This is a genomic window from Mesorhizobium sp. P2_D5, assembly GCF_056404355.1.
Map to the genome: position 1 here is coordinate 500,374 of NZ_JBFUEE010000002.1, position 18,525 is coordinate 518,898.

Consider the following 18,525-nt stretch of genomic DNA (forward strand, 5'->3'; position numbering starts at 1 on the left):
GAGACGATGATCAAGAAACAGGACAGACGCCTCAGGGTCGGCGTGCTCGGTTGCGGCCCCATCGCGCAGTTTGCGCATCTGCAATCCTGCGCCAAGGCCAGCAATGCCGATCTCTATGCCATCTGCGACGCGGCACCCGACCTCCTCGCCCGCATGGGTGCCACCTACGAACCGCGGAAAATGTATGCCGACTATGACGCGATGCTCGCGGATCCCGAACTGGAAGCGGTGATCGTCGCCACCTCGGACGCCTATCACGTGCCGATGTCGATCAAGGCGCTCGATGCCGGCAAGCATGTGCTGTGCGAAAAGCCGATAGGCACGTCGGTGGAGGAGGGCGAGGCGCTGGCCGCGGCGGTCAGGCGCTCCGGCAAGGTCCTGCAGGTCGGCCACATGAAGCGCTTCGATCCCGCGCTGGAGGCGGCGCGCGATTTCGTCCGCGACGAGATCGGCGACGTGCTGGCGCTGAAGGCCTGGTACTGCGATTCCACCCATCGCTATACCAACACCGATGCCGTTCAGCCGCTGCCCGTCACCAGCAAACTGGCGAGGAAACCGAGCGGCAATCCGAAGGCTGATCTCAGGCAGTATTTCATGCTGGCGCACGGCTCGCATCTCGTCGACACGGCGCGCTTCCTGTGCGGCGATATCGTCGCCGTGCGCGCCCGCCTCAACGAGCGTTTCGGCGCCTATTGCTGGTTCGTCGAGACCGAATTCGCCAGCGGCGCGCTCGGCCATCTCGATCTCACCGTCGCCGTGCGGATGGACTGGCACGAAGGTTTCCAGCTCTATGGCGAGCATGGCTCTGTCCTCGCCAAGACCTTCAACCCTTGGTACTTCCGCGCCAGCGAGGTCGAGATCTTTCACGAGAAGACGGCCACGGCGCACAAGCCGCTCGGCGCTGACGGCCATTTCTTCCGGCGCCAGCTGGAAGCTCTTGCCGAAACGGTGCTCGAAGGCGCGCCGATGCGCGGCGCCAACGTCGAGGACGGCGTCGCGTCGATCCGCGCCATGGTCGCCATCGCGCGCTCGGTGGTATCAGGCGAGTGGGTTGAGCTCGCCTCGGTTTCGGGGGCGGTGTGATGCGTCTCGGCATTTTCGCCAAGACCTTTCCAGGCGCCGAGCCAGCCGCCGTGCTGGCTGCCGTGCGGCATGCTGGCTATGAGACCACGCAGTTCAACCTCGCCTGCGCCGGCCTGCCGTCAATGCCGGATGCCGTGCCGTCGGACGCCATCGCGGCGATCCGCGCCGCCACGCAGTCGAGCGGTGTTTCGCTCGCGGCACTATCGGGCACCTACAACATGGTGCATCCCGACAAGGCCGTCCGCGACGATGGCCTCAGGCGCCTTGCCGTCGTCATCGAGGCTGCTGCTGCCCTGGACATTCCCCTGGTCACGCTCTGCACCGGCTCGCGCAACGCCGCCGACCAATGGGCATACCATCCCGACAATGCCGACCCGGCGGCCTGGTCCGACATGGCCACCGAGATGGCGAAGGCGCTGGCGCTGGCCGAAACCGCCGGTGTCGATCTCGGCATCGAGCCCGAGCAGGCCAACATCGTCACCTCTGCGAAGGATGCCAGCAGGCTGATCGCCGAGATGGGATCGAAGCGCCTGAAGATCGTGCTTGATCCGGCAAACCTGTTCGAACACGCGACGCCCGGCGAGGCGCGCGCCGTTGTCGATGCCGCGATCGACGAAGCGGCGGGCCACATCGCCATGGCGCACGCCAAGGACCGTTTTGGTGACGGCCGCTTTGCCACCGCCGGCCAAGGCATCGTCGACTTCCCGGATTTCATCGCGCGGCTGAAGGCGATGGGCTTCGACGGGGCGCTCGTCACCCACGGGCTGTCCGCCGGCGAAGCCCCCGGCGTCGCCGCCTTCCTGCGGAGGCTCCTTTGATGGACGCCGCGCCGACGGTCATGCTTCGCGACGATGCGGCGCTTTGTGTCTTCGATACAGGGCGGGGGTTTCCGGTCATCTTCCAGCATGGTCTCGGCGGTGATGCGGCGCAGGTGGCGCAGAATTTTCCCGACAGTCGGTCATACCGCCGGCTGACCGTCGAATGCCGCGCACACGGCGGCTCCGGCGCCGGCTCGACGCGGCCCTTTTCGATCGCCATGTTTGCCGACGACGTGCTGGCCGCCGCCGACGCGGCCGGGCTCGACCGTTTCGTCGCAGGCGGCGTCTCGATGGGCGCGGCGATCGCGCTCAGGCTTGCAAGCCATCACGCGGACCGTGTCCTGGGTTTGGTGCTGGTGCGCCCGGCCTGGCGCTTCGATGCGGCGCCGCAGAACATGCAGCCCTTTTCGGAGGTGGCGAAGCTCATCCGCGATCGCCCGCTGGAGGACGCGCGCAACGCCTTTGCAACCTCGGTCACCGCCGCCCGCTTTCGTGGGGAAGCGCCGGACAATCTTGCGTCCCTGCTTGGTTTCTTCGAGCGCGAAGATGCGGCTGTCTTCGCCGAGGTGATGCGGGCGATCGCAAACGATGGGCCCGGCGTCACGCCGGCGGCTGCCGGCAATCTCGCTATCCCCACGCTGGTCATCGGTAGCGGCGTCGATCTTATCCATCCGCTGCCGACCGCCCGTTTCCTCGCCGACGTCATCCCAAACGCCGCCTTTGCCGAGGTGACGCCGAAGGCCACCGACAAGGATCGTCATTTCGCCGACGTCCGCACCGCTATCGCGGGCTTCCTCGAGGATCGCTTCAACAACCAGGACCAGCCATGATCTCGAAACCTCTCTCAGGCCAGGCCGCCATCGCCGCATTGCCGCGCGATCGCATGATCGCTGAATTCTCGCTGTGGTCCGCCGACCTCGTCAATTTCGAGCGCGATCTGAAGCGCATCGAGCCCTATGTCGACCTTCACCACATCGATGTGGCGGACGGTCATTTCGCCCCTTCCTTCCTGTTCTTTCCCGATCTTGTCGCCCGCATCGCTGGGCTGACGGCCAGACCCATCCATGTTCATCTGATGGTCGATGCGGCCGTAGTCGAGTCGCAGACGCGCCAGTTCATCGAGGCCGGCGCCGACATGATCAGCGTCCATGCCGAGAACGGCGAGGCGGGATTGCGCGCCGTCCGGCTGGCACGCGAACTCGGTGCCGAAGCCGGCGTGGTGCTCAGGCTGGAGACACCGGTCGAGACGGTGACGCCTTTCGTCTCCGAGGTGGCTTTCGTCACGCTGCTTGGCACTGCCATCGGCGTCAAGGGGCAGAGCCTGTCGGACGAGGCCTGCGGCAGGCTGGGCGCTGCCCGCGCCATCCTGAGAGAGGCCGGCCGCGAGGCGGCCGTGGTTCTTGCCGCCGATGGCGGCATCCGCCACGAGACGGTGCCGTTGCTGCGTGCCGCCGGCGCCGAAACCGTGGTCCTCGGCTCGCTCGCCTTCGGCGACAAGGATCTGGCCGGCCGCATCGGCTGGCTGCATGGCCTGAAGGTCGCGGCATGAGCAACGAAGCCGCCCTTGCGATCGATCTTGGTGGCACCGAGCTTCGTGCCGCCCTGGTCGACCGTGAAGGCAAGATCCTGGCGTTCGCCGCAGTGCCGACGCAGGCGCAAGCCGGTCCCGAAGTGGTGATCGGCCAGATCGAGGCGCTGGCCGCGACCATCCACGCCGAGGCCCCGGCGCTCGCCATCGTCGGCGTCGGCGTCGGCGCGCCGGGACCGCTCGATCCGCTGGCCGGCATCGCCGTCGGACCGCCGACACTCGCCGGCTGGCTGGACGTGCCGCTTGCCGATATCCTCGAACGGCGGCTCGGCCTGCCGGTGCGGCTGGAGAACGACGCCAATGCCGCGGCACTCGGCGAATGGCGCTTCGGCGCCGGCCACGGCGCCCGCTCGCTGGTCTTCGTCACGGTCTCCACCGGCATCGGCGGCGGCGTCGTCGTCGACGGGCGCATACTCCATGGCCGCCGTGGCCTTGCCGCCGAGATCGGCCACATGACCATCACCAATGAAGGCGAGCGCTGCATGTGCGGCGTCGTCGGCTGCTTCGAGGCCATTGCCTCGGGCACCGCGCTCGGCCGCCGCGCCAACGCCGCGACAGCACCCTTTGATGGCTCGGCGCTGCGGCGCCTCTCGGGCAACGGTGAAGTGACCGGCCGTCACGTGGTCGAGGCGGCACGGCTGCAGGACGAGCTTGCCTTGGCCCTGCTCGAGGAGGAAGCGCGCTGGCTGGGCATCGGCTTCACCAATCTTTTGCATCTTTATTCGCCTGACGTGCTGGTCGTCGGCGGCGGCATTGCCAATGGCCTCGACCTCATGGCGCCTGCCATCGAGGCGACCATCAGGCAGCGGGCCATGCGTGCCTATCGCGACGTGCCGGTCGTTCAGGCCCAGCTTGGCCGCCACGCCGGGCTGGTTGGTGCCGCCAGCCTTGTCCTGTTCGATGACGGAGGTACGCTGGCGGCACGCATGCCTGTCGGTCCAAGCACATATCCGGATGCGAGGAGGGACTTCAATGGCTGAGCTCAAGCTGCGCGGCGTGCGCAAATCCTATGGCAATGCCGAGGTGATCAAGGGCGTCGACCTCGATGTCGGCGACCGCGAGTTCGTCGTCTTCGTCGGCCCGTCGGGCTGCGGGAAGTCGACGCTGCTGCGCATGATCGCCGGTCTCGAGAAGATCACCTCCGGCGAGCTGATGCTTGATGGCGCGCGCATCAATGAGGTCGATCCCTCCGAGCGCGGCCTCGCCATGGTGTTCCAGTCCTATGCGCTCTATCCGCATATGACGGTCGCCGAAAATATGGGTTTTGCGCTGAAGATCGCCGGGCTGCCGGTCGTCGAGCGTGACGCCAAGGTCAAGGCGGCGGCCGAGGTGCTGCAGCTGTCACATCTGCTCGAGCGGCGGCCGAAGGAGCTGTCCGGCGGCCAGCGCCAGCGTGTCGCCATCGGCCGCGCGATCGTGCGCCAGCCGAAGGTGTTCCTGTTCGACGAACCGCTGTCGAACCTCGACGCGGCGCTCCGCGTCAACATGCGGCTGGAGCTGATGCAACTGCACGAGCGGCTCGCCGCCACCATCGTCTATGTCACGCACGACCAGACCGAGGCGATGACCATGGCCGACAAGATCGTCGTCCTCAATGGCGGCACGATCGAACAGGTTGGCACGCCGCTCGACCTCTATGCCAGGCCAGCCAATGTCTTCGTCGCCGGCTTCATCGGCTCGCCGAAGATGAACATGCTGCCGGTCAGGGTTCTGTCCGCCAACGCGGATGGCGTTGCCGTTGCCCTGCCGGGCGGACCCAGCCTGGTCGTTCCGGTCGAGGCGGGCGCGCTTGCACAAGACAGCGAGCTGCTGCTCGGCATCCGGCCGGAACATATCCGCATCGCGGATGCGGGCCAGTTCAAGGGCGAGGCGGTGCTGGCCGAACGGCTCGGCGGCTTGACCATCCTGCATGCCGAGATCGGCGAGAAGACGAGGCTGGTCGTGCAGACCGAGGGCATCGACACGACACCGCTGCACAGCCCCATTGCCATGCAGGCCGACCCCTCCCGCTGCCATCTCTTCGCCGCCGACGGCAAGGCGCTGGCACCGCTGCGCAAAACCGCCTGACATCGTTGTCACCTGTACGGCAGCGGCCGGAAGCCATGGGCTTCCGGCCGCTGATTGGTGTTGAAGCGCTCGGATTACTCGGCGGGAACGAGATCAGCCGGCAGGCTGTCGTCGGCCGTGCCCGCCAATGCCCTGGCGAGCTTGGCTTCGTCGAGTTCGCCTTCCCAGCGGGCGACGACCAGCGTGGCGACGGCATTGCCGACGAAGTTGGTCAGCGCCCGGCACTCCGACATGAAGCGGTCGACGCCGAGGATCAGCGCCATGCCGGCGACCGGCACCGCCGGAACGACCGACAGCGTGGCGGCCAGGGTGATGAATCCGGCTCCGGTGATGCCGGCGGCGCCCTTGGAGGAAAGCATCGCAACCAGCAGCAGCAGGATCTGGTCGCCGATCGACAAATGGATGTTGGTCGCCTGCGCGATGAACAGTGCCGCCAGCGTCATGTAGATGTTGGTGCCGTCGAGGTTGAAGGAATAGCCGGTCGGGATGACCAGGCCGACCACCGAGCGCTTGGCGCCGGCCTTCTCCATCTTTTCCATCAGCGACGGCAGGGCGGCTTCCGATGAGGACGTTCCCAGCACCAGCAGCAGCTCTTCCTTGATGTAGCGGATCAAGGACAGGATCGAGAACCCGTTATAGCGGCAGACAGCACCCAGCACGACGAACACGAACAGCAGCGACGTCACGTAGAAGGTGCCGACCAGCATGGCGAGGTTGATGACCGCGCCGATGCCGTATTTGCCGATGGTGAACGCCATGGCGCCGAAGGCACCGATCGGTGCGGCCTTCATCAGCACGCTGACCAGCTTGAAGATCGGCGTCGTTAGCGCCTGCAGGAAGTTGAGGACGGGCGTGCCCTTGTCGCCGACCAGCGCCAGCGAAATACCGAACAGCACCGAAAAGAACAGCACCTGCAGGATGTCGCCGTCGGCGAAGGCACCGACGATCGTCGTCGGGATGATGTTCATCAGGAAGCCGGTGACCGACTGGTCATGCGCCTTTGCGGCATAGGTGTTGACGGTCGAGGCGTCGAGTGTCGCCGGGTCGATGTTGAAGCCGGCACCCGGCTGCACGACATTGGCCACGACAAGGCCGATTATCAGCGCCAGCGTCGAGAAGGTGAGGAAGTAGAGCATCGCCTTGCCGGCCACACGTCCGACCTTCTGCAGGTCGCTCATGCCGGCGATGCCGGTCGCTACGGTCAGGAAGATGACCGGGGCGATGATCATCTTGACCAGCTTGATGAAGGCGTCGCCGAGCGGCTTCATGCTCTCGCCGATCGACGGATAGAAGTGACCGAGCAGGATGCCGACGGTGATCGCGACGAGCACCTGCACGTAGAGTTGGGCATAGAAAGGCTTGCGCTGCGCGGAAGGCGCGCCTGATTGGTCTGCGATGTGCATCGAACTCTCCCTTGCCGGAGGGGCGGAAATGCACCGCCCTGCGTGACTTCTCCCATCGCGGCGCTCCGGTCGCGCGCCGCTGCAAGGACTTTTGCAAGCGCTGTGCCAGATCGGTGAAAGGCCGGAATCCCTGGATTTCGGCGGGTTGTCAGCCGCTTTGCCGCGAATGCCTGTGCGGATTTCCGCACAGGCAGCGTTTGCCTGGGCGGAATTTCGCATTACACTGGGCCCCAAGGCTGCGGGGGAAAAACGGGCCGCGAGGAAAAGGGAGAGGGCAGACGTCGCAAGCAGGCATCGATAGGGGATACGCGGCCGGCCGTGAATTGCTGCGCGAAGCGGGGGCCCGGCTGCGCGATGGCCGCTGGCGTGTCGTGGTCGTCGCTCTTGCGGTTCTGGCAGGCGCGATCGCCATCGCCGGGCGCATCGCCACCGGCCAGGCGGCCGACAATCTGCGCGACGGAGCGCTTGCCGCCCTGCCCCTGGCGGCGGGAACCCTGACCGGCGAAATCGAAAAGCAGCGCCTGGTTCCATTGGTGCTGTCACGCGACGATGCCGTGCGCGGGGCGCTGCGCCGGGCCGGAAAGATGCAAGAAGCGGCCCTCAACGACAAGCTCAGGGCGATTGCCGGCGATGCATCGGCGTCCGCCATCTATGTCATCGACACAGCAGGCATCGCAATCGCCGCCAGCAACGCAGGCGAGCCGACGAGCTTTGTCGGCATCGACTATAATTTTCGTCACTATTTCCAGGAGGCAATGGCCAAGGGTGCTGCCAGCCAATATGGCCTCGGCACGATCAGCGGCCGGCCGGGTCTTTACCTCGCCAGCCGCGTCGATGATGGCGGCAAGCCGCTTGGCGTTGTGGTGCTGAAGGTCGAACTCGACCGCGTCGAAGCCAATTGGCGCTCGAGCGGCTTTCTTGTTTTCGTCACCGACGAACGCGGCGTGGTGCTGGCCACCAGCCAGCCCGAGTGGCGGTTTCATGCCCTGGCGCCACTCTCGGCGCAGGACGCCGCCGCTGCCCGCGAGCAACTTCAGCTGGCCGATGCCGGCTTCGAACCGCTGCCGTTGCGACGCGGTGCCGGTGACGGCCTGGCGACAATCGACAGCTCCGGAAAGCCGCGCCAGTTCGTTGAAGTGGTGCAGGACCTGCCCGGTGCGGTGCCCGGCTGGCGTCTGTGGCTGCTGACGCCCGCCGACGCGGCTTTGTCGTCCGCCGCCAACACGGCGCGCCTGACCACGCTGCTTGGGTTGCTGCTCATGGGCCTGCTCGCCTTCGTGCTGACCCGGCGCAGGCGTGCCCGCCGGCTGCGGCAGGAGGCGCTGGCGCGCATGAATGCCGAACTGGAGAGCCGGGTCAGCACCCGGACGGCCGAGCTGACGCGCTCCAACACCGCACTTGCCGGGGAAATCGCCGAGCGTGAGAACGCCGAAGCCAAGGTCCGCCGGCTGCGTGACGATCTCGCCCAGGCCAACCGGCTTTCCATCCTCGGCCAGATCGCCGCCGGCGTGGCGCACGAGATCAACCAGCCTGTCGCCGCCATCCGCACCTATGCCGAGAACGCCGGCCGCTTCCTCGACACCGGCAAGACCGAGCCGGTCAGCGGCAATCTGACATCGATCGTATCAATGACCGAGCGCATCGGCGCGATCACCAGCACCTTGCGCACCTTTGCCCGGCGGCCAGGAGTCGCCGCCTCGCCATTGCCGGTGCGCGAGGCGATCGACGGCGCACTGTCGCTTCTGTCCGGCCGCATCCGTGATTCCGGCGTGACTATCGTCAAGCCGCGCGGCAGCGCGTCGCCGGTGGTCATGGCCAGCCGTATCCGGCTCGAGCAGATCCTCGTCAACCTGTTGCAGAATGCGCTGGACGCGATGAAGGACCAGCCCGATCCCCGCATCGAGATCGACATCGCCGAGCGCGACAACAGGGTGCTGATTTCGGTGCGCGACAACGGCCCTGGCCTCGGTCCGGAGGCGGCCGGCAATCTGTTCATGCCGTTCCAGACCACCAAGGAGAAGGGGCTTGGCCTCGGACTGGTGATCTCGCAGGAGATCGCCCAGGAATTGGGCGGCACGCTGCGGCTCGATCCCGGCAGCGCCGGCGGCGCATCCTTCACCATCGACTTGAGGCGAATTGAATGACAGACGCATCAGGGCTGGTGGCGCTCGTCGAGGACGATGCGGACCTGCTTCACGCCACCACGCAATTGTTCGAGCTTGCCGGCTTCGCGGTGGTCGCGCTCGGGGCGGCCGAGGCGGCGCTTACCGTCGTCGACAGGAATTTCGAGGGCGTGGTCGTCAGCGACATCCGCATGCCGGGCATGAACGGGCTGCAGCTGTTCGATCGCGTCAAGGCGATCGACCCGGACATACCGGTGATCCTGGTCACCGGGCATGGCGACGTCGATCTCGCGGTGGCAGCGCTCAAGGATGGCGTCTATGATTTCATCCCGAAACCCTATGCCAGTGACCGCCTCGTCGAGGCACTCAGACGGGCATCGGAGAAGCGGCGGCTGGTGATGGAGAACCGGCGGCTGCGAGAAGCCGCGGCGCAGGCTGCCGACGGCCTGCCGCTGATCGGCGAAGCGCCAGCCATCCGGCGGTTGCGCGAGACCTTGCGGCAGATCGCCGACATGGACGTCGACGTGCTGGTGGAAGGGGAGACCGGAACCGGCAAGGAGGTGGTGGCCGACCTCCTGCACAGATGGGGGCGGCGGCGCGCAAAGCCCTTCGTGGCGCTGAATTGCGGTGCCCTGCCGGAGACCGTCATAGAAAGCGAGCTGTTCGGCCACGAGGCGGGCGCGTTCACCGGCGCGCAGCGGCGACGGATCGGCCGCATCGAGCATTCCAGTGGCGGCACGTTGTTCCTCGACGAGATCGAATCCATGCCGCCGGCCCTCCAGGTCAAGCTGCTGCGTGTGCTCGAAACGCGTAGTGTTACCCCGCTTGGCTCGAACGAGACCCGGCGCGTCGACCTGCGGGTCGTCGCGGCGACAAAGGTGGATCTCGGACGGCAGGACCAGCGCGGCGACTTTCGCGAGGATCTCTATTTCCGCCTCAACGTGGTGACGTTGCGCATTCCGCCCTTGCGCGAGCGGCGCGGCGACATCCCGATGCTGTTCGGCCATTTCCTCGGCAAAGCCGCGGAACGGTTCGGCCGGCCGGTCGCCAGGGTCAACGCAGCGGTCAGCGACCATCTCCAGTCGCATGCATGGCCGGGCAATGTGCGCGAGCTTGCGCATTTTGCCGATCGCGTCGCCCTCGGCCTCGGTCCGGACGACGACACGAAAGCGGTTCCCGCGCACTTGCCGGAGCCGGCGGCCACACTGCCCGAACGGGTCGGCCACTACGAGGCGCAACTCATCCGCGACGCACTGCGCGACCACGGCGGCGATGTGCGCAGCGCCATCGACGCACTCGGCGTGCCGCGCAAGACCTTCTACGACAAGCTCAAGCGCTACGGCATTGCAGCGTCCGAGTTTCGCAATGGCGGCGATGCGGATACGCACCCTGTTCGGGGCCAGATATGAACATTGCGCAAGCATCGTGCCCCTTATTCGGAAAAGGCCATGAAGACGACACTTGAAACGACGGCAAATCCCTCGCCGCAAGAACTCACCTTTCTCGCCGAACGGTTGACGGCGTTCAACGACGGCGATGTCGGTGCTTCCGAAAGAAAGGCCCTGGCCGTGTTCGTGCGCGACGAAGACGGCACTGTCGTCGCCGGCATCTCGGGCTACACCGCCTGGGGCTGGCTCTATGTGCAGTGGCTGTGGGTCGATGAAAGGCTGCGCGGCCAGCAGATGGCCGGCAACATGCTGGATGCGGCCGAGCAGGAAGCGGTGGCGCGCGGCTGTCGGAATGCCTGGATCGACACCTTCAATCCGCACGCCGCCAAGGTCTACCAGCGCCAGGGCTATCAGCCCTTCGGAACGCTTGCCGATTTCCCTGTCGGCCGCAGCCGCATCTTCCTGCGGAAGACGCTTCCAGGGCCTGACTAACCGGCGAGCCGTCCGCCGCGCATCGGCTGCGGCGCACCGGTCGTGCTCGGGAAGCTGATCGGCAGACCCCTCAGCACGCGGACCGCGAGGAAGGCAAAGCACTCGGCCTCCACAGCGTCGCCGCTCCAGCCAAGGCTTTCGGCCTGCACCACCTCGACGCCGGCGCGGCTGGCGAGCATCGCCATCATTGTCGGGTTGTGGCGGCCACCGCCGCTGACCACGAGTTTTTTCGGGCGGCGCGGCAACAGGTCGAGCGCCTTGCCGACGGCGGCAGCGGTGAAGGCGGTCAAAAGGGCTGCGCCATCCTCGGCATTCATGCCGTCCGCCATGGCGGCGCCGAAGTCGAAACGGTCCAGCGATTTGGGATACGGCTTGGTCAGATAAGGATGCTGCAGCAGCTTGGCCAGCCGTGCCTCGTCGACCGTTCCCGCCCGGCCAAGCGCGCCGTCGCGGTCCATGTCGCCGAGCCCTTTTGACTTGATGAAATCGTTGAGCGGCGCGTTGGCGGGGCCGGTGTCAAAGGCAACGACATTGTCGGCGCCATCCCACCAGGTGATGTTGGCGACGCCGCCGAGGTTGAGCACCGCCACCTCGCCGCTGGCGCCGGCGCTGCGCATCAAAGCGGTGTGATAGGCAGCGGCCAACGGCGCGCCTTGCCCGCCGGCGCGCATGTCGGCCGAGCGGAAGTCATAGGCGACCTTGGTGCCCAACAGGGCGTGCATCAATTCGCCGTCGCCGAGCTGCCGGGTCTGGCCGAGCCTGCCCACCTGCGGCGCGCGATGCAGGACGGTCTGGCCGTGAAAGCCGACGACGCCGATATCGGCCATCGTCATGCCGTAACCTTCGACGAGTTCCTTGACCGCCGCCGACTGGGCACGAGTCAGGGCTTCCTCCGCCTTGCGAAATATCGCCGGCTCCGGCCCGGTGAAATTCCAGGCCCTTGCCTCGCTCAGCGTCTCTTCCAGCAGCGAGCGGATCGACGGGGGATAGGGCATCAGCCGATAGGTGCCGAAATCGTCGATCCGCTCACCATCGGTCTTGATCAGCGCGACGTCGATGTTGCCGTCAAGCACGGTGCCGGTCATCAGGCCTACGGCCCAGATTGGTTCCATGGTCACTTCCCTAATAATCCTCGTTGACAAGATCGCCGACCGCCTGCCGAAGCGGAGCGATTCCGCTGTCGAAATGACGTGTCGGATGGATCCGGTTGGTGAGCAAGGTCCAGGCCTTGCCGCTGTCGAAGTCGATCCACAGTCCCGTGCCGGTAAAGCCGGTGTGGCCGATGGTTCCCGGGCTGCACAACGCCCCGCCGGACCATCCCTCATAGGGGCGCTCCCAGCCATGCGTGCGGGTTGCGGACAAGGGCGTGCGCATCAGCGCGATCGAACGCTCGGACGCGCCGGTGCCGTCCAATAGCCCCTGCGCGAAATCGAGGACGGACGCGGCTGTTCCGAACAGGCCGGCATGTCCGGCCCCTTGCAGCGCCGAGCAATTGTCGTCGTGGACCTCGCCGGACAAAACGCGATGGCGCCAGGTGCAGTCCTCGGTCGCGGCTGACGCATCCGGCTCGGCGGAAAAAGCGAAGCCCGGGCCGGGATCCATGTTCCAGATTGTTTTTCCCGACAGCCGCTCCAACGCAAAGCCGAGCAGGATGAAGTTGATGTCGGAATAGACCGGGTCGCGGGCTCGCCATTCGCGCTGCAAGATGAAGGCGCGCAGCAGCTCGGGATCTCGCCCATAGGTGTAGATCGGTTCGACAGCGGGAAACGGCGTCTGGTGGCCAAGACACTGGCGAAAAGTCACTTTCCGCTCCCAGGCCTCTGCATCATACTGGCGAAGATCCGGCAGAGCGGAGATCAGCGGCGCATCGAGATCGATGGCGTCGTCTTCCGCCAGCGCCAGGATGCGCGGTGTCGTAAAGATCACCTTGGTCAAGGACGCCAGGTCGAACCAGGTTTGGTCGTGCATTGGTCGCAACTTCGGTACGAGTTGCGCGGAGCCGACCGACCTGACGACGCGCTCGCCATTTTTGTCGACAATGCCGAGGACGCCGCCGGGGATGCGCTTGGCGGCGACTGCGGCCTTCAGCGGTGCGAACGCGCGATCGAAAAGCTGGGCGAGGGTGCTCAACACGAGCCTCCATCTGAAAGGCAGCGTTCCGTCCCACCCCCCTCTGCCCTGCCGGGCATCTCCCCCGCAAGGGGGGAGATTGGCAGTTCGTGCGCGCCGTCAGCCTTCAGACTTTGGAGATTGGCGAAGGCCGATGCGACATCCAATCTCCCCCCTTGCGGGGGAGATGTCCGGCAGGACAGAGGGGGGTGCTGTCCCGCCGAGTCAGGAAGTGCCTGCAGGACAGTAATCACACCTCCGCCCTCGCCATATGATCAGCCCCAAACTGCTCCCATCTCGCCGGCGCCGGCTCGTACCCCTGCGGGCGCACCAGCGAGGGGACCTGGCGCGTGTCGAGTTCGAAATGTTCGTGGCGCCGGTCGATGGTCGGAACGGCGGCGATGAGCTTCTTCGTATAGGAATGTTGCGGCTTCGACAGCACCGAGGTCGCGTCGCCGATCTCGACGATCTGGCCGGCATAGATGACGGCGATCCGGTGGGCGATCCGCTCGACGACGGCCATGTCGTGCGAGATGAACAGATAGGCCAGCCCGAACTCGCGCTGCACGTCGACCAGCAACTCCAGCACCTTGGCCTGCACCGAAACATCGAGCGCCGACACCGCTTCATCGAGAACGACCACGGAAGGGTTGAGCATCAACGCGCGGGCGATGCACAGCCTTTGCCGCTGGCCGCCGGAGAATTCGTGGGGGTAGCGTTCAAGGCTGTTCTTCGGCAGGCCGACGCGCTCCAGCAGGGTTGCCATCCTGGCCCGCGTCTCGGCATTCACCCGGCCGCCGGTGGCGATCACCGGCTCGGCCAGGATGCTCTCGATGCTGAGCCTTGGATTGAGCGAGGCATAGGGGTTCTGGAACACCATTTGCACGGGCAGGGCGCTCTGCTCGGCCGAAGCCTTTCGGACGCCGACCGAGAAGCTGCCGCGTGTCGACCGCACCAGCCCCAGGACGGCGCGCGCGGTGGTCGATTTGCCCGAACCGCTCTCGCCGACAATGGCCAGCGTCTCGCCGGGCATCAGGTCGAAATCGACGCCATCGACGGCATGCACCGCGCCTGTGGCGCGGCTGAAGAAGCTGCTCTTGAGGGGAAATCGTACAACCAGGTTATCCACCTTCAAGGCCGGTTCCTTGCTTGCAGCCGTGTCGCGCTGCCCGTCGGCGCGCGTCGCGCTGCCATTGGCGAAATGCGGCACGTCCTGCAGCAGATGCTGCGTGTAGGGATGCTGCGCATTGTCGAGGATCTGGTTCAGCTCGCCTTGCTCAACGGCCCGCCCGTTCTGCATAACCATCACCCTGTCGGCGATGCCGGCGACCAGCCCGATGTCGTGGGTGATGAAGATCATCGACATGCCGGTTTCCCGCTTCAACTCGGCCAGCAGCGCCATGATCTGCGCCTGCACCGTGACGTCGAGCGCCGTCGTCGGCTCGTCGGCGATTAGCAGGCGCGGATTGCAGGCCAGCGCTATGGCGATCATCACCCGCTGCAGCATTCCCCCGGACAGCTGGTTGGGCGTGTATTTCAGCCGCCGCGCGGCATCGGGAATGCGCACGCGGTCGAGCGCATCCTTGGCTGCCGCTGTGGCTTGCCTGCCGGTCAGCCCACGGTGCAGCCGAAACGATTCCTCGATCTGCCTGCCGATGGTCAGCATCGGATTGAGCGAGGTCATCGGCTCCTGGAAGATCATGCCGATCTCGGCGCCGCGAATGCCGGTCAGTTGCGGTTCGGTAGCAGTCATCAGGTCGAAGACGCTGCCATCGGCCCGCTTCAACTTCATCGCGCCGCCAGTGATGCGGCCGCCGCCGAAATCGATGAGACGGTTGATCGACAAGGCAGTGACGGATTTGCCCGAGCCGCTCTCGCCGACAATGGCCAGTGTCTCGCCGTCGGCAAGGTCGAAACTGACGCCGCGCACCACCTCATTGGCTTGCGGATTGCGGCCGAAGCCGACACGCAGGTCCGATACGGACAGCAGCGGGGTCATGCCGGCGCCCTCCGCATCTTCGGGTCGAGGATGTCGCGCAAGGCATCACCAAGCAGGTTGAAGCCGAGGATGCTGATCATGATCGCCAGCCCGGGGAAGATCATCAGCCACGGCGCGGTCTCCATCAGATTGCGGCTGTCGCTCAGCATCAGGCCGAGCGAGGCGGCGGGCGGCTGCGTGCCGAGCCCCAGGAAACTCAGGCCCGCCTCCGTCAACAGCGCCCAGGCCAGCGCCAGCGTCACCTGGACGGTCAACGGCGCCACCAGGTTGAGCAGCAAATGGCGCGTGACGATGTAGCTCGAACTGCTGCCGAAGGTGCGCGCGGCGTCGACGAATTCGCGCGCCTTGAGCGACAAAGCGGGGCCGCGCACGACGCGGGTGAAGATCGGCGTGTAGACGATGCCGATGGCAACGACGCTGGTCCATGTGCCCGGCCCGGCAACCGTGACGATAAGCAGCGCCAAAAGGATTGCCGGAAAGGCCAGCAGCACATCCATGATGCGCATCAGGACGCCGTCCCAGCGGCGGCCGAGCCAGGCCGCGGCCAGCCCCAGCACCGTGCCGGCAAGGGTCGCGAAGGCGACCGAGAAGAAGGCGACCGTGAACGACTGCCCGACGCCCGCCATCAGCCGGCTGGCGACGTCGCGGCCGAACAGGTCGGTGCCCATCCAGTAGGCGCCGTTGGGCGCATGCAGCCGGTCGACCCGGTATTGCGTGATGGGATTGTGCGGCGTCAGCCCCAGCATGCCGAGGATGGCGACCAACAGATAGACGCCGACGATGATGCCGCCGATGCGGCCGCTGCCGTGGCCGAAGATGGCGCGCAGGATGCGCATTACGGCTCTCCCAGCCGGATGCGCGGATCGAGCGCGACGTAGGCGAGGTCGACCAGGAGATTGACGATCATGAAGTTGAAGGCGATGAACAGCACGGCGCCTTGCACCAGCGCATAGTCGCGCTGCTGGATCGCATCCAGCACCATGCGCCCAAGACCGGGCAGCGCATAGATCTGCTCGACGATGACGGCGCCGCCGAGGAGATAGCCGAACTCGATGCCGCTCAGCGTGACGACCGGGATCAGCGCATTGGGCAGCGCATGCCGCCAGATGACGCTGCGCGCCGAGGCGCCCTTGCTGCGCGCGGTTCGCACATAGTCGTCGCTCAGCACGTCGAGCATGGCCGAACGCGATATGCGGGTGACCGACGCCGCGAAGGCGAAACCGAGCGTGATAGCGGGCAGGATCAGCTGGCTGAGATTGCGCAAGGGATCCTGCCAGAGCGGCGCGAATTCGCCCATCGCCGGCAGCACGCCGAAGCCGGCCGACAGCGTGTAGATGATCAGCAGGCCAAGCACGAAGCTCGGTGTCGACTGGCCGAGCATGGCGACGATGCGTACCCCGAGATCGGACAGTTTCTCATTGTGCGTAGCGGCAAAGATCCCGGCAGGCATGCCAACCGCAAGCGCGATGATCATCGACAGGATGGCCAGCTCGAGCGTCAGCGGGAAGCGCTCGACGATGACGTCGAGCACCGGCCTGCCATAGGTGACCGAGATGCCGAGATTGCCGTGCAGGATGCCGCCTATCCAGCGCCAGTACTGGACGAACCAGGGCTGGTCGATGCCGAAATAGGCGGCGAGCGAGTCACGCTGCGCCGGCGTCAGCAGGCCCGCCTCGGTGCCCAGCATCGCCGTGATCGAATCGCCCGGCACCATCCGGATCGCAACGAAGACCAGGATGGACACGCCAAGCAGGACGAGAGGAAACGTCGCCAGTCGTCGCATCAGATAATTCACGCGAAGAAGTCCTCTCGTCCAAGGCCGCCGGCTACTGCTGGATGGTCACCTTGCTCAAGCTGAACAGCGTGCCCGTCGGCGTCGGTACGAACCCGGCGATGTTCTTCTGCTGCGCCGTATAGCTGTACGAGGTGTAGAGCCAGATCCACGGCGACATCTCGGCGAGGTGCTTTTCGAACTCGGCGAAGATCGCCTTGCGCGCCGCCGGGTCGGTCTCGGCGCGGCCTTTCTGCATCTGGCTGTCGAGCGTGTCGTCGATGTAGTTGGCCACCTTCTGCAAATTGCCTGCCTTGGTCCAGTAGCGGTTGTACATGGTGTAGGGGTCGGCACGCCCGCCATTGAGCGCGATCGCCATGTCGAAGTCGCCCTTCAGCCAGGCGTCGACATAGACGTTGAGCTCCATCATCTTGATGTCGAGCTTGACGCCGATCTCTGCCAGCTGCGACTGGATGACCTGGGCTTCCGCCGCCGCCGTCGGCGGCTCGCCGGTGGCGCCGATCACGGTCGCCGAAAAGCCGTCGGCATAGCCGGCTTCCGCCATCAGCTTCTTGGCCTTTTCGACATCGCGCTTGTAGCAGAACAGCTGGCTTGGATCGGTCGCCAGAGCTGGGATGGTCAGCGGTCCCGTCACCTTGCCTTCGCCGAGCGAAGCGGTGTCGAGCACCTCCTGCCGGTCGATGGCGCAGGAGATGGCCTGGCGCACCTTGAGCTCGGTCATCGGCTTGCGTGAGGGATTGAGCTGCAGCACGTGATAGGCGAGCACCGGCACGCGGTTCAGCTGCAGGCTGGCTTCCTTGGGCACCAGCGTGGCGACAAGCGGGTCGTTGAGCAGCGCGAAATCGATCTGCTTGGTGCGCATGGCGGCCAGGATCGCGGCTTCATCGGGAAGCACGCTGATTTCGATGCCGTCGACGCCGGTCGGGCCGCCGGCCCAATCCTTGTTGGCGCTCAGCACTTCCTTGGCATTGGGGTCCCACTTGTCGAGCTTGAAGGGTCCCGAGCCGACCGCCTTGGTGCCGATCGAGCCGGCCTTGATTTCGCTTGCCGGAACGATGGCCGCGTTGACGTCGCTCATCGCCGTCAGGATCGGCACATCGGGCTGCGAGAGATGAAACACGACGGTCGTCGCATCGGGCGTGTCGATGCTGGCGATCGACAGGAAGTTGGCGCGGGCGGCCGCGCCCGTCTTCTCGTCGAGGATGCGCTCGAACGATGCCTTGACGTCGGCCGAGGTCACCGCCGTGCCGTCCTGGAATTTCGCCTTGGGATCGAGCTTGAAGGTCAGCTCCTTGCCGTCCTTGGAGAATTCCCAGGAGGTGGCGATGGCGGGGATGATCTGCAGGCTGGCGTCGACCCGCACCAGCGGCTCATAGATCAGCTCCAGCAGCCGCAGCGACGAAAAGGCCGTCTGCTTGTGCGGATCAAGCCCGGTGGCGTCCTGCGACCAGGCCATATGCAGCGTCGCTGCATTCGCCTGCGTTGAAACCGCGGCCACGCTGAGCATCGCGGCCAGCGTGATGCCCGACAGCAGCTTTCTTGTGAAGTGAACCATTCTCGTCTCCCATTATGATTGAACTCGATGCCTTGCAGTTTCTGCGGACCGCTTCCAAGACACACATGCTTTGGAGTATCGGCCCAGTCTATGCGGCTTCACGCCGTC

General features: G+C 65.8%; 16 protein-coding genes. 9 read left to right on the forward strand and 7 right to left on the reverse strand.

Features of this window, described 5'->3' with window-relative positions:
* Positions 1 to 6: 6 nt before the first annotated feature.
* From AC1DYW_RS09140 to AC1DYW_RS09165, 6 genes are read left to right on the forward strand one after another with little or no spacing between them, the layout of a single operon-like run.
* Entirely contained in the window at positions 7 to 1,083 is a 1,077-nt protein-coding gene (locus AC1DYW_RS09140) for a Gfo/Idh/MocA family protein (protein ID WP_477225904.1), read from the forward strand.
* On the forward strand, positions 1,083 to 1,901 hold the full coding sequence (locus AC1DYW_RS09145; protein ID WP_477225905.1) for a sugar phosphate isomerase/epimerase family protein: 819 nt from the start codon (positions 1,083 to 1,085) through the stop codon (positions 1,899 to 1,901). The genes AC1DYW_RS09140 and AC1DYW_RS09145 overlap by 1 nt, the downstream gene beginning before the upstream one ends.
* Positions 1,901 to 2,731, forward strand: a complete 831-nt coding sequence (locus AC1DYW_RS09150; RefSeq protein ID WP_477225906.1) for an alpha/beta fold hydrolase — start codon at positions 1,901 to 1,903, stop codon at positions 2,729 to 2,731. Before AC1DYW_RS09145 ends, AC1DYW_RS09150 begins: the two co-directional genes overlap by 1 nt.
* The gene (locus AC1DYW_RS09155) at positions 2,728 to 3,450 is read left to right on the forward strand and encodes a ribulose-phosphate 3-epimerase (protein ID WP_477225907.1); all 723 of its coding nucleotides are present in this window, start codon (positions 2,728 to 2,730) and stop codon (positions 3,448 to 3,450) included. The genes AC1DYW_RS09150 and AC1DYW_RS09155 overlap by 4 nt, the downstream gene beginning before the upstream one ends.
* A complete protein-coding gene (locus AC1DYW_RS09160; RefSeq protein WP_477225908.1) occupies positions 3,447 to 4,469 on the forward strand; it encodes an ROK family protein in 1,023 nt (340 codons plus the stop codon). The genes AC1DYW_RS09155 and AC1DYW_RS09160 overlap by 4 nt, the downstream gene beginning before the upstream one ends.
* Entirely contained in the window at positions 4,462 to 5,556 is a 1,095-nt protein-coding gene (locus tag AC1DYW_RS09165) for an ABC transporter ATP-binding protein (RefSeq protein WP_477225909.1), read from the forward strand. The genes AC1DYW_RS09160 and AC1DYW_RS09165 overlap by 8 nt, the downstream gene beginning before the upstream one ends.
* 74 nt (positions 5,557 to 5,630) lie before the next feature.
* Here the strand turns inward: AC1DYW_RS09165 and AC1DYW_RS09170 are convergent, their stop codons facing one another.
* A complete protein-coding gene (locus tag AC1DYW_RS09170; protein ID WP_095080972.1) occupies positions 5,631 to 6,959 on the reverse strand; it encodes a dicarboxylate/amino acid:cation symporter in 1,329 nt (442 codons plus the stop codon).
* Between the two features lie 323 nt (positions 6,960 to 7,282).
* On the opposite strand from AC1DYW_RS09170, the gene AC1DYW_RS09175 reads away from it, so the two are divergent.
* Genes AC1DYW_RS09175 through AC1DYW_RS09185 form a run of 3 tightly spaced genes read left to right on the forward strand, consistent with a single transcriptional unit; the run spans position 7,283 to position 10,962 of the window.
* On the forward strand, positions 7,283 to 9,103 hold the full coding sequence (locus AC1DYW_RS09175) for a sensor histidine kinase (protein ID WP_477225910.1): 1,821 nt from the start codon (positions 7,283 to 7,285) through the stop codon (positions 9,101 to 9,103).
* Positions 9,100 to 10,491 (forward strand): sigma-54-dependent transcriptional regulator, encoded by a 1,392-nt coding sequence (locus AC1DYW_RS09180; protein ID WP_477225911.1) that lies wholly within the window; start codon positions 9,100 to 9,102, stop codon positions 10,489 to 10,491. Before AC1DYW_RS09175 ends, AC1DYW_RS09180 begins: the two co-directional genes overlap by 4 nt.
* Before the next feature lie 39 nt (positions 10,492 to 10,530).
* The gene (locus AC1DYW_RS09185) at positions 10,531 to 10,962 is read left to right on the forward strand and encodes a GNAT family N-acetyltransferase (RefSeq protein WP_477225912.1); all 432 of its coding nucleotides are present in this window, start codon (positions 10,531 to 10,533) and stop codon (positions 10,960 to 10,962) included.
* On the opposite strand, the gene AC1DYW_RS09190 is transcribed toward AC1DYW_RS09185, so the two are convergent.
* From AC1DYW_RS09190 to AC1DYW_RS09215, 6 genes are all read right to left on the reverse strand, one after another.
* Positions 10,959 to 12,074: an anhydro-N-acetylmuramic acid kinase gene (locus tag AC1DYW_RS09190; protein WP_477225913.1), complete on the reverse strand. Its 1,116-nt coding sequence runs from the start codon at positions 12,072 to 12,074 to the stop codon at positions 10,959 to 10,961. The two genes, AC1DYW_RS09185 and AC1DYW_RS09190, sit on opposite strands and share 4 nt — an antisense overlap.
* A 10-nt stretch (positions 12,075 to 12,084) precedes the next feature.
* A complete protein-coding gene (locus AC1DYW_RS09195) occupies positions 12,085 to 13,092 on the reverse strand; it encodes a serine hydrolase domain-containing protein (protein ID WP_477225914.1) in 1,008 nt (335 codons plus the stop codon).
* A gap of 229 nt (positions 13,093 to 13,321) precedes the next feature.
* The gene (locus tag AC1DYW_RS09200; protein ID WP_477225915.1) at positions 13,322 to 15,070 is read right to left on the reverse strand and encodes an ABC transporter ATP-binding protein; all 1,749 of its coding nucleotides are present in this window, start codon (positions 15,068 to 15,070) and stop codon (positions 13,322 to 13,324) included.
* Entirely contained in the window at positions 15,067 to 15,906 is an 840-nt protein-coding gene (locus AC1DYW_RS09205) for an ABC transporter permease (protein ID WP_184871550.1), read from the reverse strand. The genes AC1DYW_RS09200 and AC1DYW_RS09205 overlap by 4 nt, the downstream gene beginning before the upstream one ends.
* A complete protein-coding gene (locus AC1DYW_RS09210) occupies positions 15,906 to 16,865 on the reverse strand; it encodes an ABC transporter permease (RefSeq protein ID WP_457152837.1) in 960 nt (319 codons plus the stop codon). The genes AC1DYW_RS09205 and AC1DYW_RS09210 overlap by 1 nt, the downstream gene beginning before the upstream one ends.
* Positions 16,866 to 16,896: 31 nt before the next feature.
* Complete coding sequence (locus AC1DYW_RS09215) at positions 16,897 to 18,417, reverse strand: ABC transporter substrate-binding protein (protein WP_477225916.1); 1,521 nt, start codon at positions 18,415 to 18,417, stop codon at positions 16,897 to 16,899.
* Positions 18,418 to 18,525 lie beyond the last annotated feature (108 nt).

Excerpts from the sequence above, each read along its gene's own strand:
- AC1DYW_RS09140 (WP_477225904.1), top strand. The coding sequence starts at position 7 with ATGATCAAGAAACAGGACAGACGCCTCAGGGTCGGCGTGCTCGGTTGC.
- AC1DYW_RS09145 (WP_477225905.1), top strand. The coding sequence starts at position 1,083 with ATGCGTCTCGGCATTTTCGCCAAGACCTTTCCAGGCGCCGAGCCAGCC.
- AC1DYW_RS09150 (WP_477225906.1), top strand. The coding sequence starts at position 1,901 with ATGGACGCCGCGCCGACGGTCATGCTTCGCGACGATGCGGCGCTTTGT.
- AC1DYW_RS09155 (WP_477225907.1), top strand. The coding sequence starts at position 2,728 with ATGATCTCGAAACCTCTCTCAGGCCAGGCCGCCATCGCCGCATTGCCG.
- AC1DYW_RS09160 (WP_477225908.1), top strand. The coding sequence starts at position 3,447 with ATGAGCAACGAAGCCGCCCTTGCGATCGATCTTGGTGGCACCGAGCTT.
- AC1DYW_RS09165 (WP_477225909.1), top strand. The coding sequence starts at position 4,462 with ATGGCTGAGCTCAAGCTGCGCGGCGTGCGCAAATCCTATGGCAATGCC.
- AC1DYW_RS09170 (WP_095080972.1), bottom strand. The coding sequence starts at position 6,959 with ATGCACATCGCAGACCAATCAGGCGCGCCTTCCGCGCAGCGCAAGCCT.
- AC1DYW_RS09180 (WP_477225911.1), top strand. The coding sequence starts at position 9,100 with ATGACAGACGCATCAGGGCTGGTGGCGCTCGTCGAGGACGATGCGGAC.
- AC1DYW_RS09185 (WP_477225912.1), top strand. The coding sequence starts at position 10,531 with ATGAAGACGACACTTGAAACGACGGCAAATCCCTCGCCGCAAGAACTC.
- AC1DYW_RS09190 (WP_477225913.1), bottom strand. The coding sequence starts at position 12,074 with ATGGAACCAATCTGGGCCGTAGGCCTGATGACCGGCACCGTGCTTGAC.
- AC1DYW_RS09200 (WP_477225915.1), bottom strand. The coding sequence starts at position 15,070 with ATGACCCCGCTGCTGTCCGTATCGGACCTGCGTGTCGGCTTCGGCCGC.
- AC1DYW_RS09205 (WP_184871550.1), bottom strand. The coding sequence starts at position 15,906 with ATGCGCATCCTGCGCGCCATCTTCGGCCACGGCAGCGGCCGCATCGGC.
- AC1DYW_RS09215 (WP_477225916.1), bottom strand. The coding sequence starts at position 18,417 with ATGGTTCACTTCACAAGAAAGCTGCTGTCGGGCATCACGCTGGCCGCG.